General features: G+C 70.2%; 19 protein-coding genes and 1 pseudogene. 5 read left to right on the top strand and 15 right to left on the bottom strand.

The window, feature by feature from the left end; genetic code table 11:
* The 12 genes and pseudogenes from ACFRCG_RS46890 to ACFRCG_RS46835 all read right to left on the bottom strand — a co-directional run.
* A pseudogene (locus ACFRCG_RS46890) lies at positions 1 to 198 on the bottom strand (transcriptional regulator); the annotation flags it as partial.
* Between the two features lie 435 nt (positions 199 to 633).
* On the bottom strand, positions 634 to 1,404 hold the full coding sequence (locus ACFRCG_RS46885) for a DUF3159 domain-containing protein (RefSeq protein WP_380042801.1): 771 nt from the start codon (positions 1,402 to 1,404) through the stop codon (positions 634 to 636).
* 16 nt (positions 1,405 to 1,420) lie between these two features.
* Complete coding sequence (locus ACFRCG_RS46880) at positions 1,421 to 1,822, bottom strand: OB-fold nucleic acid binding domain-containing protein (protein ID WP_380042800.1); 402 nt, start codon at positions 1,820 to 1,822, stop codon at positions 1,421 to 1,423.
* A 158-nt stretch (positions 1,823 to 1,980) separates the two neighbouring features.
* Entirely contained in the window at positions 1,981 to 2,655 is a 675-nt protein-coding gene (locus ACFRCG_RS46875) for a response regulator (protein ID WP_360312939.1), read from the bottom strand.
* Complete coding sequence (locus ACFRCG_RS46870; RefSeq protein WP_380042799.1) at positions 2,652 to 5,216, bottom strand: ATP-binding protein; 2,565 nt, start codon at positions 5,214 to 5,216, stop codon at positions 2,652 to 2,654. The genes ACFRCG_RS46875 and ACFRCG_RS46870 overlap by 4 nt, the downstream gene beginning before the upstream one ends.
* 76 nt (positions 5,217 to 5,292) lie before the next feature.
* Positions 5,293 to 6,024, bottom strand: coding sequence for a potassium-transporting ATPase subunit C (locus tag ACFRCG_RS46865; RefSeq protein ID WP_380042798.1), 732 nt, complete (start codon positions 6,022 to 6,024; stop codon positions 5,293 to 5,295).
* Positions 6,025 to 6,029: 5 nt separating this feature from the next.
* The gene (gene kdpB / locus ACFRCG_RS46860; RefSeq protein WP_380042797.1) at positions 6,030 to 8,144 is read right to left on the bottom strand and encodes a potassium-transporting ATPase subunit KdpB; all 2,115 of its coding nucleotides are present in this window, start codon (positions 8,142 to 8,144) and stop codon (positions 6,030 to 6,032) included.
* Entirely contained in the window at positions 8,141 to 9,805 is a 1,665-nt protein-coding gene (kdpA, locus tag ACFRCG_RS46855; protein ID WP_380042796.1) for a potassium-transporting ATPase subunit KdpA, read from the bottom strand. Before kdpA ends, kdpB begins: the two co-directional genes overlap by 4 nt.
* Complete coding sequence (kdpF, locus tag ACFRCG_RS46850) at positions 9,806 to 9,895, bottom strand: K(+)-transporting ATPase subunit F (RefSeq protein ID WP_380042795.1); 90 nt, start codon at positions 9,893 to 9,895, stop codon at positions 9,806 to 9,808.
* Between the two features lie 341 nt (positions 9,896 to 10,236).
* A complete protein-coding gene (locus tag ACFRCG_RS46845) occupies positions 10,237 to 11,055 on the bottom strand; it encodes a DUF3710 domain-containing protein (RefSeq protein ID WP_380042794.1) in 819 nt (272 codons plus the stop codon).
* Position 11,056: 1 nt separating this feature from the next.
* On the bottom strand, positions 11,057 to 11,584 hold the full coding sequence (gene dut / locus ACFRCG_RS46840; protein WP_380042793.1) for a dUTP diphosphatase: 528 nt from the start codon (positions 11,582 to 11,584) through the stop codon (positions 11,057 to 11,059).
* Positions 11,581 to 12,162 (bottom strand): PaaI family thioesterase, encoded by a 582-nt coding sequence (locus ACFRCG_RS46835; RefSeq protein WP_379996098.1) that lies wholly within the window; start codon positions 12,160 to 12,162, stop codon positions 11,581 to 11,583. The genes dut and ACFRCG_RS46835 overlap by 4 nt, the downstream gene beginning before the upstream one ends.
* 98 nt (positions 12,163 to 12,260) lie before the next feature.
* Here ACFRCG_RS46835 and ACFRCG_RS46830 point away from each other — a divergent pair, with 98 nt between their 5' ends.
* Together ACFRCG_RS46830 and ACFRCG_RS46825 are read left to right on the top strand one after the other, a co-directional pair.
* Positions 12,261 to 13,154, top strand: coding sequence for an SDR family oxidoreductase (locus ACFRCG_RS46830; protein WP_380042792.1), 894 nt, complete (start codon positions 12,261 to 12,263; stop codon positions 13,152 to 13,154).
* A gap of 32 nt (positions 13,155 to 13,186) precedes the next feature.
* Positions 13,187 to 13,636, top strand: a complete 450-nt coding sequence (locus ACFRCG_RS46825; protein ID WP_380042791.1) for a DUF3093 domain-containing protein — start codon at positions 13,187 to 13,189, stop codon at positions 13,634 to 13,636.
* Positions 13,637 to 13,900: 264 nt separating this feature from the next.
* Here the strand turns inward: ACFRCG_RS46825 and ACFRCG_RS46820 are convergent, their stop codons facing one another.
* Positions 13,901 to 14,197, bottom strand: a complete 297-nt coding sequence (locus ACFRCG_RS46820; protein WP_078974949.1) for a DUF4193 domain-containing protein — start codon at positions 14,195 to 14,197, stop codon at positions 13,901 to 13,903.
* 250 nt (positions 14,198 to 14,447) lie between these two features.
* On the opposite strand from ACFRCG_RS46820, the gene ACFRCG_RS46815 reads away from it, so the two are divergent.
* From ACFRCG_RS46815 to ACFRCG_RS46805, 3 genes are all read left to right on the top strand, one after another.
* Positions 14,448 to 14,966 carry a gamma carbonic anhydrase family protein gene (locus ACFRCG_RS46815; protein ID WP_380042790.1) on the top strand — a complete coding sequence of 173 codons (519 nt, stop codon included), beginning with the start codon at positions 14,448 to 14,450 and terminating at the stop codon, positions 14,964 to 14,966.
* 122 nt (positions 14,967 to 15,088) lie between these two features.
* Positions 15,089 to 16,090 (top strand): ABC transporter ATP-binding protein, encoded by a 1,002-nt coding sequence (locus ACFRCG_RS46810; RefSeq protein WP_380042789.1) that lies wholly within the window; start codon positions 15,089 to 15,091, stop codon positions 16,088 to 16,090.
* The gene (locus ACFRCG_RS46805) at positions 16,087 to 17,280 is read left to right on the top strand and encodes an ABC transporter permease (RefSeq protein WP_380042788.1); all 1,194 of its coding nucleotides are present in this window, start codon (positions 16,087 to 16,089) and stop codon (positions 17,278 to 17,280) included. Before ACFRCG_RS46810 ends, ACFRCG_RS46805 begins: the two co-directional genes overlap by 4 nt.
* A 109-nt stretch (positions 17,281 to 17,389) precedes the next feature.
* On the opposite strand, the gene ACFRCG_RS46800 is transcribed toward ACFRCG_RS46805, so the two are convergent.
* Both ACFRCG_RS46800 and ACFRCG_RS46795 read right to left on the bottom strand, forming a co-directional pair.
* Entirely contained in the window at positions 17,390 to 18,340 is a 951-nt protein-coding gene (locus ACFRCG_RS46800) for an acyl-ACP desaturase (protein WP_380042787.1), read from the bottom strand.
* 238 nt (positions 18,341 to 18,578) lie between these two features.
* On the bottom strand, positions 18,579 to 19,763 hold the full coding sequence (locus ACFRCG_RS46795) for a sensor histidine kinase (RefSeq protein ID WP_380042802.1): 1,185 nt from the start codon (positions 19,761 to 19,763) through the stop codon (positions 18,579 to 18,581).
* Positions 19,764 to 19,945: the final 182 nt, after the last annotated feature.

Genomic DNA, 19,945 nt, shown 5'->3' with positions numbered 1-19,945 from the left:
GTCCGCGACGGTCAGTTCGCAGCCCAGACGTCGGCCCAGGGCCTCCGCCAACAGCTCGGGAATCGGCCACCGCGGCTGCGCGCCTTCGAGCCATCGGGCCACCGAGGTGTGGCTGCACCCGAGGTGCAGCCCGCGGCGCTCGGCCACCACGTTGACCCAGCGGGCCAGTTCGCGCCGGGAGAGACCGGCTTGTGTCACCAATGCGATGAGGTCACCGTTTCCGGCCACCGTCCCCGCCTCCTTCGTCCACTGGAGGTCTAACGGGACGCTAATCGCACAGTTACGGGATCATGCGGTAATGACTGATTCGACCGCAGCTGGTCCAAATTCTCCGGAATCGACCGGAGTTCTCGACAGGAATGATCACTCGAGCGACCAATTCGGCAAATCTTCCGATAATAAACTCCGACAGCCGGACAACGGTAGCCGAAATCGAAGCGGGAGCCGGGGTCGAAGCGGAAATCCGCACACACGCCACGACGCTCGTCGAGCCGCCGGCCGAAAACGCGGTCCGGAAAAAGGAGCCGGAAAAAAGAGCCGGAAACACAAGCCGAAAATACGAGCGCACTGGGCCGAAATGGCGAGCCCGGACGAATGCCGGACTCGCCCCCTCCGGGCTCGACCCGCCCCCGCTCAGTCCGCGACGCGGTCTTCCCGCCGCTTGTCGCGCTGCTCCATCACCGCAGCCGCGCCCGACTCCACGCTGGCGGCGCGCTCGCCCTTCGCACCCTCGTCCTCGTCCGCGTCCTCCTCGTCGGCGACCTTCACCGGCGGCGGAGCCTTGGACATGATCAGCCAGGTGATGTAGCAGGCCACCAGGAACGGCGGCACACCCAGCGCGACCTTCGCGATGCCCAGAGCCGTGACGTTGCCCGTCCAGTAGATCGGGATCTGGATCACGATGCGCAGCACGAACATGACGAACCAGACCCAGGTGGCCTTGCGGTACGCCGCGTAGCGGGCCGGGATCCGCCGCCAGGTGAAGTTCTCGCCCAGCATCGGGCCGAGCAGGACGCCGATGATCGGCCAGCGGACCAGGATCGAGATCAGGTAGGCGAGCGCGTAGCCGCCCGACAACAGCATCCCGAACGCGTAGAAGTTCTCCGCCTTGCCGGACTTCACCGCGATCCACCCGGCCAGCGCGACGCCCAGGAAGCCGCCGAGCGCGTGCTGCAGGGTCTCCCGGCGGATGATGCGCACCACCGCGAACGCCAGTGCGACACCACCGGCGGTCATCGCCGCCGTCCAGGTGGACCGACTGATCGTGTAGGCGATCACGAAGACCAGCCCCGGCACGGTCATGTCGATCATGCCCCGAACACCGCCGAAGGCGGCGATCATCGAGGCCGCACTGTCGGTGGGGGCCGGGCGGTCGCCGGGCACGCCGGAAGCGGGTTTATCCATGGAGGCGGTCACTCGTTCACTCTCGGCCGACGGGGCGCAGTTCATACCTGGGGTTGAACAGAACGGGCCGCCCCTGAGTGGTGCTGACCCGACCGTGGGCGACCAACTGCCGCCCCGGTTCGATCCCGGCTATTCGCCGCCGACCCAACCAGACCACCGACAACGCGCCCGATCCGTCGTAGATCTCCGCCTCGAGCGCGGGTACGCCCGCCCGCGGCCGGAAGGTCACCGTGCGCAGCGTGCCGCCGACCGTGATCAGATCCCGCTCGACCACGTCCATGATCTTCGTGCAGCCCAGCCGCTGGGTGTCGTGCAGCAGCTCCTCGGCGTGCAACTCCTCATGGGTCGACGTCCATCGATCCAACATCCGCCGCAATCGCCCGGATCTACGCTCCACGCCGGCTGCGCTACCACTCATGCCGGCAAGGGTACCGCCTATCCCACGGCCCTCCGAGGTCCGAAACCTCCCACCCACCATCGGCCCCCACGGCCCGACCGACACCACCGGCCCCGGACCCGGCCGCCGCGTCGCGCCACGCCCGCGGTCCACGAACCGCACCGCGCCGCCGACACACGCTAACCCTCGAACCGATACCCCATCCCGGGCTCGGTCAGCAGATGCCTGGGGTGCGACGGGTCGTGCTCCAGCTTGCGCCGCAACTGCGCCATGTAGACCCGCAGATAGTTCGTCTCCGTCCCGTACTGCGGCCCCCACACCTCCTGCAACAGCGCCCGCTGGCTGACCAGCCGGCCCGCGTGCCGCACCAGCACCTCCAGCAGATGCCACTCGGTCGGCGTCAGTCGCACGTCCGCGCCGTCGCGCGAGACCCGCTTGGCCGCGAGGTCCACCGTGAACGATTCGGTGACCACGACCGGTGCCTCCTCCTCCGGCACCGCGCGCCGCACCGCCGCCCGCAACCGGGCCAGCAGCTCGTCCATCCCGAACGGCTTCGTCACATAGTCGTCCGCGCCCGCGTCCAGGGCCGCGACCTTCTCGGCCGAGGCGTGCCGCGCGGACAGCACGATGATCGGGATCCTGGTCCACCCGCGCAGACCCTTGATCACCTCGACCCCGTCGATGTCCGGCAGCCCCAGGTCCAGCAGCACCACGTCCGGATGCCGGTCCGCGGCGGCGGTCAGCGCCGCCGTACCGTCGCCCGCGGTGTCCACGTCGTAGCCGCGGGCCTTGAGGTTGATGGCCAGGGCCCGCACGATCTGTGGCTCGTCGTCGACGACCAGGACCCGTGTCATCGTTGTTCCTCCCAAGTGGTTCGTTCCTCGGCCGCGGGGGTGGATCCCGCGACCGCGCCGCCGGCCGGCGATCCGGCCGTGCGCAGCGCCAGCACCATCGTCAATCCGCCACCGGGGGTGTCCTCCGCGGTCAGTGTGCCGTCCATGGCCTCCGCGAAGCCGCGGGCGACCGCGAGCCCGAGTCCCACCCCGTTGCCCTTCGGCGCGTCACCCAGGCGTTGGAACGGTTCGAAGATCCGCTCCTTCGACTCGTCCGGCACGCCCGGACCGCGGTCGGCCACCCGCAGTTCGACCCGGTCCCTGAGCGCGCCGGCCGACACGTGTACCCGGCGGCCCGGTGGGTTGTGCTTGACCGCGTTCTCGATCACGTTGGCCAGTACGCGCTCCAACAGCCCCGCGTCCGCGCACACCGCCGGCAGTGTCTCGGGGATGTCCAGCACCACCCGCTCCTCGGCCACCCCGGCCAGCGCGCCCGGCACCACCTCGTCCAGACCGATGTCGCCCATCAGCGGGGTGACCGTACCCGTCTGCAACCGGCTCATGTCGAGCAGATTGCCGATCAGCGTGTCCAGCCGATCGGCGCCGAACTCGATCGCCGCGAGCAGTTCCGCCTCGTCCTCCTCCGACCAGCTCACGTCCTCGGCCCGCAGGCTGGACACGCTCGCCTTGATCGTGGCCAGCGGGGTGCGCAGGTCGTGCGAGACGGCGGCGAGCAGCGCGGTGCGGATCCGGTTGCCCTCCTTGAGCTGCCGCGCCTGCGCCGCCTCCGCGACCAGTTGCCGGCGCTCCAGGACCACCGCGGCCTGCGCCGCGAACGCCCCGAGCACCCGCCGGTCCTCGGCCGGCAGCACCCGCCCGGACAGGGTGAGCGCGAGCGAGTCGGACACCGGCACGTCCACGTCGGCGTCGTCGGGCCTGATCGCGGGATGCGGTCCCACGCTGCCGACGCACGACCACGGGCTGTGGTGTTCCTCGCGCTGGAGCAGCGCGACCGACTCCATCCCGAACGTCTCGCGCACACGGTCGAGCAGCGCCGGCAGCGCCTGTTCGCCGCGCAGCACGCTGCCCGCCAAAAAGCTCAGGGTCTGCGCCTCGGCCTGGCTGCGCGCGGCCTGGTGGGTGCGCCTGGCCGCCAGGTCCACCACCGAGGCCACCGACAGCGCGACGAGCACGAAGATGCCGAGCGCGAGCATGTTCTCCGGGTCGGCGATGGTCAGGTTGTGCAGCGGCGGCGTGAAGTAGTAGTTGAGCAGGACCGAGGACACCACGGCGGTCAGGATCGAGGCCCACAGGCCGCCGATGAGGGCGACCGCGACGGTGACCGTCAGGAACAGCAACACCTCGGTGGACAACCCGTGGCTGCCGCGCGTCGCGTCCAGGATGAAGGTGAGCGCGACCGGCCCGATCACCGTCACCGCCCACGACGTGAGCCGCCTGCCGCGCCCCAGCGGTGAGCGCAGCGGGCGCAGCACCCGCCCCACGCCCGCGTGTTCGTGGGTGACGATGTGCGTGTCGATGTCGCCGGACTGCGCGGCGACGGTGGCGCCCACGCCGGGGCCGAACAGGTACTGCCAGGGCTTGCGCCGGCTGCTGCCGAGCACGATCTGCGTCGCGTTGACGCCGCGCGCGAAGGACAGCAGCGCGGTGGGCACGTTCTCGCCGACCACCGAGTGGAAGGTGCCGCCGAGCGACTCGACCAGCGCGCGCTGGCGGGCCAGCGCCTCCGGGGAGGCGCCGGTGAGGCCGTCGCTGCGCGAGACGTAGACGGCGAGCAGTTCGCCGCCGGAGCCACGGGTGGCGATCCGCGCGGCGCGGCGCAGCAGCGTCTCGCCCTCGGGGCCGCCGGTCAGGCCGACGACGATGCGCTCGCGCGCCGGCCAGGTCGCGTCGATCTGGTGTTCGCTGCGGTACCGCTGGAGGTATTCGTCCACCCGGTCCGCGGTCCACAGCAGCGCCAACTCGCGCAGCGCGGTCAGGTTGCCGACCCGGAAGTAGTTGGACAGCGCCGCGTCGACCTTCTCCGGCGCGTACACGTTGCCGTGTGCCATCCGCCTGCGCAGCGCCTCCGGCGCCATGTCGACCAGTTCGATCTGGTCGGCCCGGCGGACCACCTCGTCGGGCACGGTCTCGCGCTGGGGCACGCCGGTGATCGACTCGACCACGTCGTTGAGCGATTCGAGGTGCTGCACGTTGACCGTGGAGATCACGTCGATCCCCGCGTCGAGGAGTTCCTCGATGTCCTGCCAGCGCTTCTCGTTGCGCGAACCTGGCACATTGGTGTGCGCGAGTTCGTCGACGAGGGCGATTTTCGGCCGCCGGGTGATCACCGCGTCCACGTCCATCTCGGTGAACGAGCCGCCTCGGTGGGCCATGTCCCGCCGGGGGACCACCTCCAGACCCCGAAGTGCCTCCTCGGTGCCGGGCCGGCCGTGGCATTCCACGAAACCGACCACGACGTCGCTGCCGCGCCCTCGCCGACGTTGCCCCTCGCCCAACATCGCGTAGGTCTTGCCGACGCCGGGCGCCGCACCGAGATAGATCCGGAGCTTGCCGCGTGCCATGACATCCATTCTCTGTCTCGGGCCGGAGGGTGCCGACACCGGCACGCTCCGACCCGCGAACATCGTGAGCGCCTCGTCAGCGCGCGAGCTTGACGAGGGCGATGTTGAGCTCGAGCACGTTCACCCGCTCCTGGCCGAGGAAGCCGAGGTTGCGTCCGTCCTCGTGCCCGTCGACCAGCGCGCGCACCTCGGCCACGCCCAGGTTGCGCTCCTTGGCCACCCGCTCGACCTGGATCAGCGCGTACGCCCTGGAGATGTGCGGGTCCAGGCCGGATCCGCTCGCGGTGACCGCGTCCACGGGGACCCGGTCCTCGCCGACGCCGTTGAACTTGGCCACCTGTGCCTTGCGGTCGGCGACGAGCTTGACGAAGGTCGGGTTCTCGGGGCCGTAGTTGGACGCGCCCGAGCCGAGGCCGTCGTAGTTCGCGGCCGACGGACGCGGCTGGAACCACTTGGGGTCGGGGAGCGTACCGACGCCGGCCGCCTGCTCGGCGGTCAGCGTGGCGCCGCCCTGGAGGTAGGTGTATCCGGCGCCGTCCGCCGTCGCCGACACCTCGCGGCCGTCCGCGTCGAACTTGCGCGGGTTGCCCTGGGCGTCGACGAGGTCGAAGGACTGGCCGATCAGGCTGGAGCCGACGTCCTTGCCGTCGACGCCGACCATCGAGCCGTCGGCGTTGTCCTTGAACAGCGCCTGGGCGATCCCGGTCATCGACAGCGGATACAGGATGCCCAGGAGCACGGTGAGGACGAGGAAGGCGCGCAGGGCCGCGCCCAGGACGCGGATGCGGGTACCGAAGTTGGTGGCCATCTGAATCAACCGATTCCGGGGATGAGCGAGACGAGCAGGTCGATGATCTTGATCCCGACGAACGGGGCGATCAGGCCGCCGAGGCCGTAGATCCGCAGGTTGCGGGCGAGCAGCTTGTCGGCCGACATCGGCCGATAGCGCACACCGCGCAGGGCCAGCGGGATCAGGGCGACGATGATCAGGGCGTTGAAGATCACCGCCGAGATGATCGCCGACTCGGGGGTGGCGAGCTGCATGATGTTGAGCTTGTCCAGCGGGCCCAGGGCCTCGGCGCCCTTGATGCTCGCGAACATGGCCGGGATGATCGCGAAGTACTTCGCGACGTCGTTGGCGATGGAGAACGTGGTCAGCGCGCCGCGCGTGATCAGCAACTGCTTGCCGATCTCCACGATCTCGATCAGCTTGGTCGGGTTCGAGTCGAGGTCGACCATGTTCCCGGCCTCTTTGGCCGCCGACGTGCCGGTGTTCATCGCCACGCCGACGTCGGCCTGGGCCAGCGCCGGCGCGTCGTTGGTGCCGTCGCCGGTCATCGCGACCAGCTTGCCGCCCGCCTGCTCGCGCTTGATCAGCGCGAGCTTGTCCTCGGGGGTGGCCTCGGCGAGGAAGTCGTCCACGCCCGCCTCGTCCGCGATCGCCTTGGCGGTCAGCGGGTTGTCGCCGGTGATCATCACCGTGCGGATGCCCATCCGGCGCAGCTCGTCGAACCGCTCCCGCATGCCCTCCTTGACCACGTCCTTGAGGTGGATGACGCCCAGGATCCGGGCGCCCTCGGTGTCCTCGACCGCGACCAGGAGCGGCGTGCCGCCGGCGGCGGAGATGGCGTCGACCAGTTCGCCGGACCGGGTGGGGACGTTGCCGCCGCGCTCGCGGACCCAGGCGTTGATCGCGGAGGCGGCGCCCTTGCGGACCATGCGCACGCCGCGTTCGTCGCCGAGGTCCACGCCCGACATCCGGGTCTGCGCGGTGAACGCGATCCACTCGGCGTGGGCGAGTTCGCCCTGGTGCCGCTCGCGCAGCCCGTAGCGCTCCTTGGCCAGCACCACGATCGAGCGGCCCTCGGGCGTCTCGTCGGCGAGCGAGGACAGTTGCGCCGCGTCGGCCAGTTCCGCCTCCTCGACCCCGTCCACGGGGACGAACTCCGACGCCTGCCGGTTGCCCAGCGTGATCGTGCCGGTCTTGTCGAGCAGCAGCGTCGACACGTCGCCCGCTGCCTCCACCGCGCGTCCCGACATGGCCAGCACGTTGCGCTGCACCAATCGGTCCATGCCGGCGATGCCGATCGCCGACAGCAGCGCCCCGATGGTGGTCGGGATCAGGCAGATCAGCAGCGCGACGAGGATGATCATCGACTGCTCGGCGTGCGCGTAGATCGCCATCGGCTGCAGCGTGACGACCGCGAACAGGAAGATGATCGTCAGCGACGCGAGCAGGATGTCGAGCGCGATCTCGTTCGGCGTCTTCTGCCGGGCGGCGCCCTCGACGAGGGCGATCATCCGGTCGATGAAGGTCTTGCCGGGCTCGGTGGTGATCTTGACGACGATCCGGTCCGACAGCACCTTCGTGCCGCCGGTGACCGCCGAGCGGTCCCCGCCCGATTCGCGGATCACCGGCGCGGACTCGCCGGTGATCGCCGACTCGTCCACACTCGCGACCCCGTCGACGACGTCGCCGTCACCGGGGATGACGTCGCCGGCCTCGCAGACCACCAGGTCGCCGATGGCCAACGCGGTGGCCGCGACCCGCTCCTCGCGGCCGTCGACCAGGCGACGGGCGACCGTGTCGGTCTTGGCCTTGCGCAGCGTGTCCGCCTGCGCCTTGCCGCGTCCTTCGGCGACCGCCTCGGCCAGGTTGGCGAACACCACGGTCAGCCACAGCCAGACGGCGACCAGCCAGGCGAAGGTGCTCGGGTCCTTGATCGCCATGACGGTGGTGATCACCGAGCCGATCTCGACCACGAACATGACCGGGGTGCGGACCATGATCCGGGGGTCGAGCTTGCGCAGCGCGCCGGGCAGCGACTTCGGCAGTTGACGGGGGTCGAACAGGCCGGCCGAGACGCGGCCGGGGCCGGCGGGGGTGTCGACGTGTTCTTCGGTGGGGCGTATCGCGGTGTCTGTCATGCCAATCCCTCGGCAAGCGGCCCGAGGGCCAGGGCGGGGAAGAAGGTGAGGCCGGTGATGATCAGGATCACGCCGACGAGTTGGCCCACGAACAGGGGCTTGTACGTCTGCAGGGTGCCCGCGGTGTCGGGGACGCTCTTTTGTTCGGCGAGTCGACCGGCCAGGGCCAGCACCAGTGCGATCGGCACGAACCGGCCGATCAGCATGGCCAACCCGATCATCGTGTTGTAGAACTCGGTGTTCGCGCCGAGCCCGGCGAACGCGCTGCCGTTGTTGTTCGCCCCCGAGGTGAACGCGTACAGCACCTCCGAGATGCCGTGTGGCGAATCGGAGTTGAGGATCGCCGCCTGTTCGCCGGGCAGCGCGATGGCGATGCCGGTGAAGGTCAGGATGGTCGCCGGCACCACGAGGATGTACATCGCGACCAGCTTCATCTCGCCGGCGCCGATCTTCTTGCCCAGGTATTCGGGCGTGCGGCCGACCATCAGACCGGCCACGAAGACCGCCAGGATCGCCATGATCAGGATCCCGTACAGGCCCGAGCCGACGCCGCCCGGCGTGATCTCGCCGAGCATCATGCCCAGCATGGTGATGCCGCCGCCGAGGCCGGTGAACGAGGAGTGGAACGAGTTGACCGCGCCGGTGGAGGTCATCGTGGTGGAGACCGCGAAGACCGACGAGCCGGGGATGCCGAACCGCTGTTCCTTGCCCTCCATCGCGCCGCCGGCCAGTTCCGGCGCGGCGCCGTTGCCGTGCGCCTCGGTCCACCACATCAGGCAGACCGCGACGAACCAGATCACGAACATCGCGGCGAGGATCGCGTAGCCCTGCTTGAGGTTGCCCACGAGCCGGCCGAAGGCGCGCGGCATGGAGAACGGGATGACCAGGATCAGGAAGATCTCGAACAGGTTGGTGAACGCGTTCGGGTTCTCGAACGGGTGCGCCGAATTGGCGTTGAAGAAGCCGCCACCGTTGGTGCCCAGCTCCTTGATCACCTCCTGCGAGGCCACCGGACCGCCGGGGATGGTCTGCGTCCCGCCCGACAACGTCTGCACGGTGTGCGGGTCGGAGAGGTTTTGGATCGTGCCGGACGCGACGAGCACGATCGTGCCGATGATCGCGATGGGCAGCAGGATCCGGATCGAACCGCGGATCAGGTCGACCCAGAAGTTGCCGATCTCACCCGAGCGGACCCGCACGAATCCGCGCACCAGCGCGATCGCCACGGCCATGCCCACGGCCGCCGACACGAAGTTCTGCACGGTCAGGCCGACCATCTGGACCGTGTGGCCCATGGCGGTCTCACCGGAGTACGACTGCCAGTTCGTGTTCGCCGTGAACGACGCCGCGGTGTTGAACGCCTGGTCCGGCGTGATCGGCTTCATCCCGAGGTCGAACGGCAGGTGGTTCTGGAACCGCTGCAGGGCGTAGAGCCCGAGCAGCGAGAACATGGAGAACCCGAGCACGCTGCGCAGGTAGACGGTCCAGCGCTGTTCGGCGTTCGGATCGGCGCCGATCAGCCTGTACAGGACGCGCTCGCCGCGCAGGTGTTCGTCACTGGAGTACACGCGGGCCATGTAGTCGCCGAAGGGGCGATGCACCGCGGCCAGGACGGCTATCAGCAGGGACAGCTGGAGTATCCCCGCGAGCGTGACGCTCACCTAGAACCTCTCGGGGAAGATCAGGGCCAGGATCAGGTAGCCGAGCAGGGCGATGGCGACGCTCAGGCCGACGATTCCGTCCGCGTTCACAGCTTCGCCACCCCCTTGGCGATCACGACGACCAGCGCGAAGAACGCGATCGTCAGGCATACGAAGGCCAGATCAGCCATCGCGGGTACTCCTTGGAACAGACGGGCGCTTGATCGCCCGTGGCGAGCTCATTGATAGCAGTTCCAAGCCGTCAAAAGTCGCCATAAAAGGGGCAAAACCGAAAGCGTTGGCGGCGCCCTAACGTGCTTATATGCCTTCTTGACGTGCCCTTGACATCAAGATTCGCGAGTGTCCGGAATCGCATACGCACAAAGCCCGGTTCCGCCTTTCGGCGGAACCGGGCTTCGGTGTCCTGGGGGTACAGCGGTCGAGCGGTGGGGCTAGCGCACCTCGGTGATCTCCGGACCGCGCTGGAAGGGATCCAGGTCGCCCGCGAAGCGGTTGTCCTCGGCGCCCTGCTGCGGCACCGCGAGCCCGCTGTTCGGGTCCACCTGGGCGTTCTCCGGCAGGCGCAGCAGGATCGGGTCGCGCGGCGCCATCGGGTCGTTGCCGCGGACCACGACGGTGTCGCGGAACATGGCCTCCAGGTCGGCGCCCACGGCGGGATCGACCGCGGCCCGGCCGGAGATCACCCCGCGCAGGAACCAGCGCGGGCCGTCGCAGCCGACGAACCGGACCAGCTGGTGGCCCTGCGTGCCGTCGGGGAGCTGGACCGGCACCTGGGCCCGCAGCTCCCAACCCAGGCCCGCGTCCTGCTCGTCCACGACGCCACCCTGCTGGGTGATGCCGGAGGCGATCTCGGCGCGCACCTCGTGCCAGATGCTCTCGTTGCGCGGGGCCGCGAAGGCCTGCAGCTGCAGGCCGCTGTCCTCCAGCACCACGGTGGCCGCGATGATCATGTCGTTGGAGACCTCGACCCGCAGCTCCATCCGCGGATCGGCCGGGATGAGCATCCCGCCGAGGTCGATGCGATCCTCGTGCGGATCCTCGAGTTCGTCGACGTCCCACGGTCCGTCCGGCCGGGGCGCGGGCGGGACCGGTCGACTCAGCTCGTCGAGGTCCGCGTCGTCGGAGTCCGATGCGGCTCCGGCGTCGGGCGCCTCGTCGGCATCGTCCTCGTCCTCGATGATCTCGTCGAGGTCTTCGCGCTCCTCGACGGGCAGATCATCCTTTTCGCTGCGTCGGCGACGACCGAACACGTCACAGTCCTTCCCTGTCGGAAGCCGAGTGTTGCACGATGCCCGCGCTGCCCGCCGCGCCGACGCTCGAAACGCCGACCGCCGCGTGCCCGCCGGTGGAACCGAAGCCGCCTTCGCCCCGCCCGGAACCGGGCAGTTCGGCGACCTCGTGGAACCCCGCTCGCTCGACCCGTTGGATCACGAGTTGGGCGATGCGGTCGCCGCGTCGGAAGACGACCGGCGTACGCAGGTCGTGATTGACCACGACAACCTTGATTTCGCCACGGTATCCCGCATCGACCGTGCCCGGGGCGTTCACCAGCGATACTCCGCACCGCGCGGCGAGTCCCGAGCGCGGATGCACGAACGCGGCGTAGCCGTCGGGCAGCGCGATCGCGATGCCCGTGGGCAGCACCACGCGCTCGCCTGGGGGGATCTCCGCGTCCTGCGCGGTCACCAGGTCGGCGCCGGCGTCGCCGGGGTGCTCGTACGCGGGCAGCGGCAATTCGGGGTCGAGCCGACGCACCAGGACGTCCACACTCGTGCTCACGGGTTCACCTCGAACGCTCGGCCTGCCTTGATCAAATCGGGGTTGTCCAGCACGCGCCGGACTTCCTCCGCACGTCCATTGTCGACGAAGTGCTCGAGTCCGACGCTGACGAACAACGCGGCCGCCTCGACCGCGATCGGTCCGTCCGCGGCGTCGAGCCGGCCCACCGCACGCGAGTAGATCTTGCGGCCGGCCACCGCCTCGCACCAGGCGTGGATGTACAGGGTGCTGCCCACCGGCACCGGGCGGCGGAAGTCCGTCTCCAGGTGCCCGGTCACCGCCGTGGTGTGCAGCATGTATCCGATCGCCCCGAGCGCCTCGTCGAACGCGCAGGTCAGCAGCCCGCCGTGGGCCAGGCCCGGGGCGCCCTGGTGCTGGGTGGTGACGGTGAACTCGGCGTCCACGGATACGCCCTCGCCGGCGCGCGTACGAAGGCGCAGCCCGCCCGGGGCGGCCTCGCCGCAGCCGAAGCAGTCGCTGTAGTGCTCGCCCAGCTCGGTGCCGGGCGACGGGGCGTCCGGGTGGGGCTGGGGCACCACCGCTTCCGGAGGCGGGGTCAGGGATGTTGGTCGACTCACGCCGAAGGACACTACCGTCGTTCCGACCGACACCTGCGCAGAGGCTCGGGGGCCTCGAGCGCCGCGGCCCGAGAGGGTCGCGGGACGGAAGGAAGCGCATGACCAAGAGTGTGGTCGTCACCGGGGCGACCGGTGGGATCGGCCTGGCCGTCGCCCTGGAACTGGCCGGTTCCGGGTTCGACGTGATCGGCACCGCCCGGACCCGGGAGAAGGCCGAGCGGCTGCGCGAGAGCGCCGAGCGGGCCGAGGTGGGCGTGCGCACGGTCCTGCTCGACGTCGCCGACGCCACCTCGACGGTGCGGGCCTTCACCGAGATCGCCCAGATGACCGACGGCGGCCCGTGGGCGGTGGTCAACAACGCCGGCATCGCCCAGCCGGGCGCGATCGAGGACGTGGACGACGAGGGGGTCCGCGCGCAGCTGGAGACCAACCTGGTCGCGCCCGCGCGGATCGCGCGCCTGGTCCTGCCGCAGATGCGCCGTCGCCGGGACGGGCGGATCGTCAACATCTCCTCGATCTCCGGCCGGGTCTCCTCGCCCTTCGTGGGCTGGTACTGCGCGAGCAAGCAGGGCCTGGCGGCGATCTCGCACGCGCTGCGGATCGAGACCGCCGGTTTCGGCGTCAAGGTGGTGCTGATCGAGCCGGGCAGCTTCGGCACCGACATCTGGGAGCGGAGCATGGCCCGGATGCCGCCGCGCAAGACGTCGGCGTACCACGACTCCTACGAGGTCGCCGACGAGGTGTTGCGGCGGGCCAAGACGCTGCCCGATCCGGCTCCGGTGGCGCACGCGGTGCGCACCGCGCTGAGCGTGCCCCGGCCGCGCCCGCGCTACCTGGTGGGCAATGACGCCCGGGCCGGGGCGGCGCTGGACCTGCTGGCCCCGACCGCGCTTTCGGATTACGCCAAAGGAGTGGCGACGGGCCTGCGTACGCCCCCGGAGCGGGTCACCCGCGCCCTCGCCCGGTTGACCCGGCGGCACGGCCCCCGCTGAAACCCGCGGGCCGCCCATGACAGGCTGGGGCCATGCAGGCGTACAGCGAACGACTCGGCGTGCCGGCCTCGTGGTGGGCCCTGACCGTGCTCATGGCCGTCTCGGGCGGCCTGGTGGGCCTGGCCTTCGGGATCGTGCCGACCATCGTGCTCGCCCTGGTCCTGGGCGCGCTGACCGCGTGGGCCACCGGCGCCTACGGCTCGGCGCGGATCACCGTGACCGAGACCGAGGTGTGCGCGGGGCGTGCGCGGGTGCCGCTGAGCGCGCTGGGCGCGGGTGTGGCGCTCGACGCCGAGCAGGCGCGCTCGTTGCGGATGGAGAACGCCGACCCGCGCGCGTTCATGCTGCTGCGCGCCTACATTCCCGGGGCGGCGCGGATCGAGGTCGTCGACCCGGCCGATCCGACGCCCTACCTCTACCTGTCCTCGCGCAACCCCCAGCGTCTGGTCGACGTGGTGGCCGCGCTGCGCGCCCGCGCCTGACCCGGTCGCGGGCGGGCCCGGTCCGGCTCGATCGAGCCGAAGGGGCTCGATCCGGACCGGCGCCGACAGTCAAGAACGCCCGCCCTGTGCCGGCGGACGTTCGACTTCGTACGTCATGCGTGCGTCTTCGGTGTCTCGTGTGCCCCGTGTCGTGTCCCTGTGTTCAAGGACGCTCGGCGAACGTCGACGGTCCAACTCCTGCCGGTACCCGTGTGGCGTGTGCAGGGTTGCCGTTCATCGCCGGTCGTCCTCGACCGAACACGGTCAGGCGCAGTCGCTGCAGATCGGCTGGCCGTCCTTTTCCTTGGCCAGCTGGCTGCGGTGGTGCACCAGGAAGCAACTGGAGCAGGTGAACTCGTCGGCCTGCTTCGGGACGACCCGGACGGACAGCTCCTCATTGGAGAGGTCCGCGCCGGGAAGCTCGAGAGACTCGGCCTGCTCGAACTCGTCGACGTCGACCGAACCGGCCGACTTGTCCACGCGCCGAGCCTTCAGCTCCTCGATGCTGTCTTCGTTGATGTCGTCGTCGGTCTTACGCGGGGTGTCGTAGTCGGTTGCCATGTACCTCTCCCCCTCCGGGTGGATCTGCGGTGCTCAGTCGTGCAGGCACCGCCCCTGAACCTTCATTGGACGATGCCTTCAGCGCACGTAACGCGCGAGGGGCCGGAGTTGTGCCCGACCCGAAGCGCAGATTTTGCCTTACATCAAGGCTCGTTACGCAATCGACACCCAACCGAACCCCCAAAGAGGTGACTTGGTTGGATGGGGGGCCACTGTAACCCCGTACCGCCCTGCACAACCAGGAGGAATCGTGACGGTCTACGCGCTGGGTGATCAAGTACCCAAGGTGCAGCCCGATGCGTATGTGCACCCGGACGCGGTCGTGATCGGCAGCGTGGAGATCGGCGCGGATTCTACGGTGTGGCCGGGCGCCGTAGTGCGCGCCGACCACGGCCGCATCGTGATCGGCGAGCGCACGTCGGTACAGGACGGGTGCGTCCTGCACACCACGGCGCCGTGGCCGACGGTAGTGGGCGACGAGTGCGTGATCGGTCACATTGTGCATTTGGAGGGCTGCGTGATCGAGGATCGGTGCCTGGTCGGCAACGGCGCGGTGGTCATGCATCAGGCCGTGGTGCGCACGGGTGCCCTGGTGGGAGCGGGTGCGGTGGTCGGAAATCGGATCGAGGTGCCGTCCTACGCGATGGCGCTCGGGGTGCCGGCGAAGATTCGGGAGAACGCGGTCAAGCCCGGGGCGTTCGCCGAGGCGGTGCGCAGCTACGTCGAGAACGGCCGCCGTTTCCGTCGCGACCTGCGCCGCGTGGACTGATCCGCGACCGCCGGCCGCGCCGACCGGATGTGTCCGATCGCACACGCGGGCGCGGGTTTGAATGCCCGGATCGACCCGTATATAAGTGCGACACGGGGGGTTGGATCCATACGGGGAGATACGTGCTCGAGTTGGCCGGCCTGGACAAACGGTTCGGCGCGAAGGTCGTCCTCGACGACCTCTCGCTGACCGTACAGCCGGGCCAGATGTTCGGATTCGTCGGCACCAATGGGGCGGGCAAGACCACGACCATGCGCATCGCGCTGGGCGTGTTGGCGGCCGATCGGGGCGAGATCCGCTGGCGGGGTGCCCCGGTGGACCGGGACGTGCGACGACGCTGGGGATACATGCCGGAGGAACGCGGCCTGTATCCGAAGATGCGCATCCGGGACCAGCTGGTCTACCTGGCCGAGCTGCACGGGATGTCGCGGACCCAGGCGCAGGCGTCGGCCACGCGCTGGTTGACCCGGCTGCGGGTGACCGGCGCTCCCGGGGACCGCCTGGAGACCCTGTCGCTGGGCAATCAGCAGCGTGTGCAGCTGGCCGCCGCGCTGGTGCACGAGCCGGAGCTGCTGGTCCTGGACGAGCCGTTCTCCGGCCTGGACCCGGTCGGCGTGGACGTGATGGCCGGCGTGTTGCGCGAGCGCACCGCGGCGGGGGCCTCGGTGGTCTTCTCCAGCCATCAGCTCGAACTGGTCGAGTCGCTCTGCGACGCGGTGGGGATCATCAACGGCGGGCGCATGCACGCCTCGGGCACGGTGGCCGAATTGCGCGGCGACGATCGCGCGGTGCGCTATCGGGTGCGCGTGGTGGGGGCGCCCGCGGGCTGGGCGAACGCGCTGCCCGGCGTGCGGGTGCTCGGCCCGGCGGAGGAGGACGCGGTGCTGGTCGAACTGCTCCCGGGGACGAGCGAGCAGGCGCTGTTGGACGCGGCCCGGGCGGCGGGCCGGGTGCTCGCCTTCGCGCCCGCCGCCCCCTCCCTGGCCGAACTCTTCCGCGAGGTGGTGGGCGGCGAGGGCGCCGACCCGGAGGCAGGCGACCCGCCGGCCTCGAACCCGGAGGAGACGGGCGGCACCGCGGGCTCGAACCCACCGGTCGGCGAGGAATCGGAGGTCGGCGCGTGAACACCGGCGGCAGCACGTTTTGGTCCGCCGTGCGTCTGGTCGCGCGCCGCGAGTTCACCGAGCGCATCCGGGACCGGGGTTTCCAGATCTCGGTGGGCGTCATGCTGGTGATCCTGCTCGCCTCGGTGGCCATCCCGGCCGCGATCGGCGGCGGCTCGGACAAGTACGACGTGGCCTTCCTCGGTCCGCAGCGCACGCAGCTGGCGCAGACCGCCGAGCGCCAGGCGGCGCTGCTCGACGTGGACGTGCGCGTGGGCACGGTGGCCGACCGCGCGGCGGCGGAGAAGGCGCTGGCCGACGGCAAACTGGACGCGGTCGTGGACGACGGCCGGATCCTGGTGGACTCCAAGCTCTCCGACCCGCTGGCGGCCGTGCTGCAGAGCGCCTGGGCCACCGTGGAGCGCGATCTGCGGCTGAGCGCGCGCGGCATCGACCCGAGCGCGGTGAACCAGGCCTCGGCGATCCAGCCGATGCCCAAGACCACGCTGGATCCCGACGCCGACCAGCGCGACGCGCGCAAGGGCATCGCCTTCGTCGGCACCCTGGTGCTCTACGGCATGTTGATGCTCTTCTGCATGTGGGTGGCCAGTGGCGTGGTGGAGGAGAAGTCGAGCCGGATCGTGGAGATCCTGTTGGCCACCGTGCCCGCCCGGGCCCTGCTGACCGGCAAGATCCTCGGGATCGGCCTGCTCGGGCTGCTGCAGATGCTGGTGACCGCGGTGGTCGGGCTGGCCGCGGCGTCCGCGCTCGGCAGCGTCGAGTTGACCGGGGCGATGATCTATCCGGTGGCACTGGTGCTGCTGTGGTTCGTGGTGGGCTACGCGCTCTACGCGTGCATGTTCGCCGCGGCGGCGGCGCGGGTGTCCCGCCAGGAGGATCTGCAGAACGTGATCACGCCGATGACCTCGCTGTTGATCGGCTCGTTCCTGGCCGCCGTCTTCCTCGGGCAAAAGGGCGGCACGATCGCCCACGTGCTGGCCTACGTGCCGCCGTTCTCGGCGATGCTCCAGCCGGCGATGACCGCCGCCGACGAGGTGTCGGTGGTGGAGAACCTGGTCGCCTTCGCGATCGCGCTGCTGGCGCTGGTGGGGCTGGTTCGGCTCGCGGCCCGGATGTACGAGGGCGCGGTGTTGCGGATGGGCGGCAAGGTCGGCTTCAGGGAGTCCCTCGGCGCGGCCCGCAAGGACTGACCCGGGCGCCGCGCGCGACGTCGGGCAGGGCTCGACCCGGGCACCGCGTGCGACGGGCCCACCGCCTCCGATCGGGAGGCGGCGGGCCCGTCGCGCGTCGTGGTGCCGGTCAGGCGCGGTTGGCCGCCTTGCGGGCCTCCAGGGCCAGTCGGCGCTCCTCGAAGCGGGTCGCCTGGGTGTTCAGGCCGCCCAGGAACACCGCGAGCTCCTCGCGGGCCTTCTCGCCCTCGGGGCCCAGGTCGGTGCGCTCCATCACCTTGAGGTTGCGCAGCACCGGCAGGAGCACGTCGTTCTGGTGGATCGGCAGGTTGTACACGCCGCCCACGGCGAGCTTGGCCGCCGCGCGCTCGAAGCCGCTGATCCCGTGTCCGGGCATCCGGAAGTCGGTGACCATGTCGGTCACCGCGCGCATCGCCTGGTCGGGCGCGATCTCGAAGGCGGCCCTGAGCAGGTTCCGGTAGAAGACCATGTGCAGGTTCTCGTCGGTGGCCACCTTCGCGAGCAGCTGCTCGGCGATCGGGTCGCCGCAGGTGCGGCCCGAGTTTCGGTGCGAGACCCGGGTGGCCAGCTCCTGGAAGGTCACGTAGGCGATCACGTGCAGCGGATTGTCCATGTGGTCGCCCTGGTAGCCGGCCTCCATGTGTTCCATCCGCGAACGCTCCAGCGCGACCGGGTCCACCGCCCGGGCGGCCATCAGGTAGTCACGGATCGCGATGCCGTGCCGGCCCTCCTCGGCCGTCCACCGGTGCACCCATGTGCCCCACGCGCCGTCGCGGCCGAACATCGCCGCGATCTCGTAGTGGTAGCTGGGCAGGTTGTCCTCGGTCAGCAGGTTCAGCGTCAGCGCTATCCGGCCGACGTCGGTGAGCCCCGACTCCTGCGGAGTCCACGCCTCGCCGCCGAGTACGCCGTCGAAGTCGCGACCCGCGCTCCACGGCACGTACTCGTGCGGGAACCACTCCTTGGCCACGGCGAGATGGCGGTCGAGCTCGACGGCGACGACCTGCTCCAACTCACGAAGCAGGTGCGGGCCGGTCGGTGCGGCGGCGAGAAGATTCATCGGCACTCCAGTGCATAGGCAGACGGCGTCGTGCAGCGGCAGACAGGGAGGACGACGCTGTGCATCGCCCGCACGACGCGTCCCTACGTTCCCGTAACTTACGACAGCGTAGGTTGGTTCCACCCTCAGACGGAAATGTGATCCCCGACTCTCGTACACGCGTACGAATACGGGCGCTCGCGGCGGCCCTCGACAGCGGGCCGCCGCCGGCCGGAAACAGTCGGTGACGAGCGGGCGATCAGCCGATCGGGAAACCGATCCGCATCATCAGCCCGCCCTCTTCCCGGGGCTCGACCTCGATCCAGCCGCCGTGCGCGCGCACGATCGAACGCACGATGGACAGCCCCAGGCCCACGCCCTTGTCGCTGGCGATCCGCTCGGTCCGCAGCCGCCGGAACGGCTCGAACATGTTGTCCACCTCGTAGCCGGGCACCACCGGTCCGGTGTTGGTCACGGTCAGCACCGCGACCCCCGCGCCGGACTCGGTGGAGATGTCGACGGTGCCGCCGGCCCGGTTGTAGCGCACCGCGTTCTGGATCAGGTTCATCGCGACCCGCTCCAACAACACCCCGTTGCCCTGGAGCACGGCCGGACCCAGCTCGTCGTGCAGCGTCACCTTGCGCTCGGCCGCCTCGGCGCCGGTCTGGTCCACCGCGCGGCGGGCCACCTCGGCCAGGTCCACCGGCTTGCGCTCGGTCAGCTCGTTGTCGCTGCGGGCCAGCAGCAGCAGGCCCTCGATCAGCCCCTCGCTGCGCTCGTTGGTGGCCAGCAGGGTCTTGCCGAGCTGTTTGAGCTCGACCGACGCCTCCGGGTCGCCGAGCGCGACCTCCAGGAGGGTGCGGTTGATCGCCAGCGGCGTGCGCAGCTCGTGCGAGGCGTTGGCGACGAACTTGCGCTGCGACTCCAGCGAGCGGTCCAACCGGTCGAGCATGTCGTCGAAGGTGTCGGCCAGCTCCTTGAACTCGTCGTCGGGCCCCTCCAGGTCGATGCGCCGGTGCAGGTTGGATCCGGCCACCTCGCGGGCGATGGAGGTGATCCGCCCCAGCGGGCGCAACACCCGGCCCGCCATCACGTAGCCGAAGCCGAAGGCGATCACCGAGAGCAGCAGCAGTGCGAGCAGCGACTGCTGCAGGAGCGAGTTCAGCGCCGCGTCGCGCTGGTGGATCTGCTGGAGGCTCTGCCACTGGTCGAACTGCTCGGGCGTCATCGGCACACCGTTGATGGTCATCAAGGTGTTCGGGGCCAGGGTCAGATTCAGCCGGCCCTCGTTCAGGCTCTGCCGCACCAGCAGGTAGACGGTGGCGAGCAGGAGCACCCCGGCGATCACGAACATGCCGCCGTAGAGCGCGGTCAGGCGCATCTTGATGGTGGACCGCAGCAGGTCCGGAAGTTGTGAGGGGGCCATCCGCGACAGCCGCGACATCTCCGCCGCGTCGTCGGCGTCGCGGCCCAGGATCAGCCGCCGACCGCCGGCGGTCGGGCGCTGCGGGTCGCGGCCCGCCTCGCGCGCGGGCTCGCGGTTCGGCTTGGTGGGCGGCGCGCTCGGCGGCGCGCTGGGGCGCGGCGGCTGGGGCGGCCGGCCCGGGCGCGGTGGCGGTCCGGAGC

The sequence above is a fragment of the Embleya sp. NPDC056575 genome, assembly GCF_042793325.1.
Lineage (GTDB): Bacteria > Actinomycetota > Actinomycetes > Streptomycetales > Streptomycetaceae > Embleya.
Note: the sequence above shows the minus strand (reverse complement) of the source record. Positions and strands in the feature narration are given on the sequence as shown.

What these genes read in the sequence shown, in the direction of transcription:
- ACFRCG_RS46885 (WP_380042801.1), bottom strand. Translation starts at nt 1,404, where the DNA reads ATGGATAAACCCGCTTCCGGCGTGCCCGGCGACCGCCCGGCCCCCACC.
- ACFRCG_RS46880 (WP_380042800.1), bottom strand. Translation starts at nt 1,822, where the DNA reads ATGAGTGGTAGCGCAGCCGGCGTGGAGCGTAGATCCGGGCGATTGCGG.
- ACFRCG_RS46875 (WP_360312939.1), bottom strand. Translation starts at nt 2,655, where the DNA reads ATGACACGGGTCCTGGTCGTCGACGACGAGCCACAGATCGTGCGGGCC.
- ACFRCG_RS46870 (WP_380042799.1), bottom strand. Translation starts at nt 5,216, where the DNA reads ATGGCACGCGGCAAGCTCCGGATCTATCTCGGTGCGGCGCCCGGCGTC.
- ACFRCG_RS46865 (WP_380042798.1), bottom strand. Translation starts at nt 6,024, where the DNA reads ATGGCCACCAACTTCGGTACCCGCATCCGCGTCCTGGGCGCGGCCCTG.
- kdpB (WP_380042797.1), bottom strand. Translation starts at nt 8,144, where the DNA reads ATGACAGACACCGCGATACGCCCCACCGAAGAACACGTCGACACCCCC.
- ACFRCG_RS46830 (WP_380042792.1), top strand. Translation starts at nt 12,261, where the DNA reads ATGACCAAGAGTGTGGTCGTCACCGGGGCGACCGGTGGGATCGGCCTG.
- ACFRCG_RS46825 (WP_380042791.1), top strand. Translation starts at nt 13,187, where the DNA reads ATGCAGGCGTACAGCGAACGACTCGGCGTGCCGGCCTCGTGGTGGGCC.
- ACFRCG_RS46820 (WP_078974949.1), bottom strand. Translation starts at nt 14,197, where the DNA reads ATGGCAACCGACTACGACACCCCGCGTAAGACCGACGACGACATCAAC.
- ACFRCG_RS46800 (WP_380042787.1), bottom strand. Translation starts at nt 18,340, where the DNA reads ATGAATCTTCTCGCCGCCGCACCGACCGGCCCGCACCTGCTTCGTGAG.
- ACFRCG_RS46795 (WP_380042802.1), bottom strand. Translation starts at nt 19,763, where the DNA reads ATGTCGCGGCTGTCGCGGATGGCCCCCTCACAACTTCCGGACCTGCTG.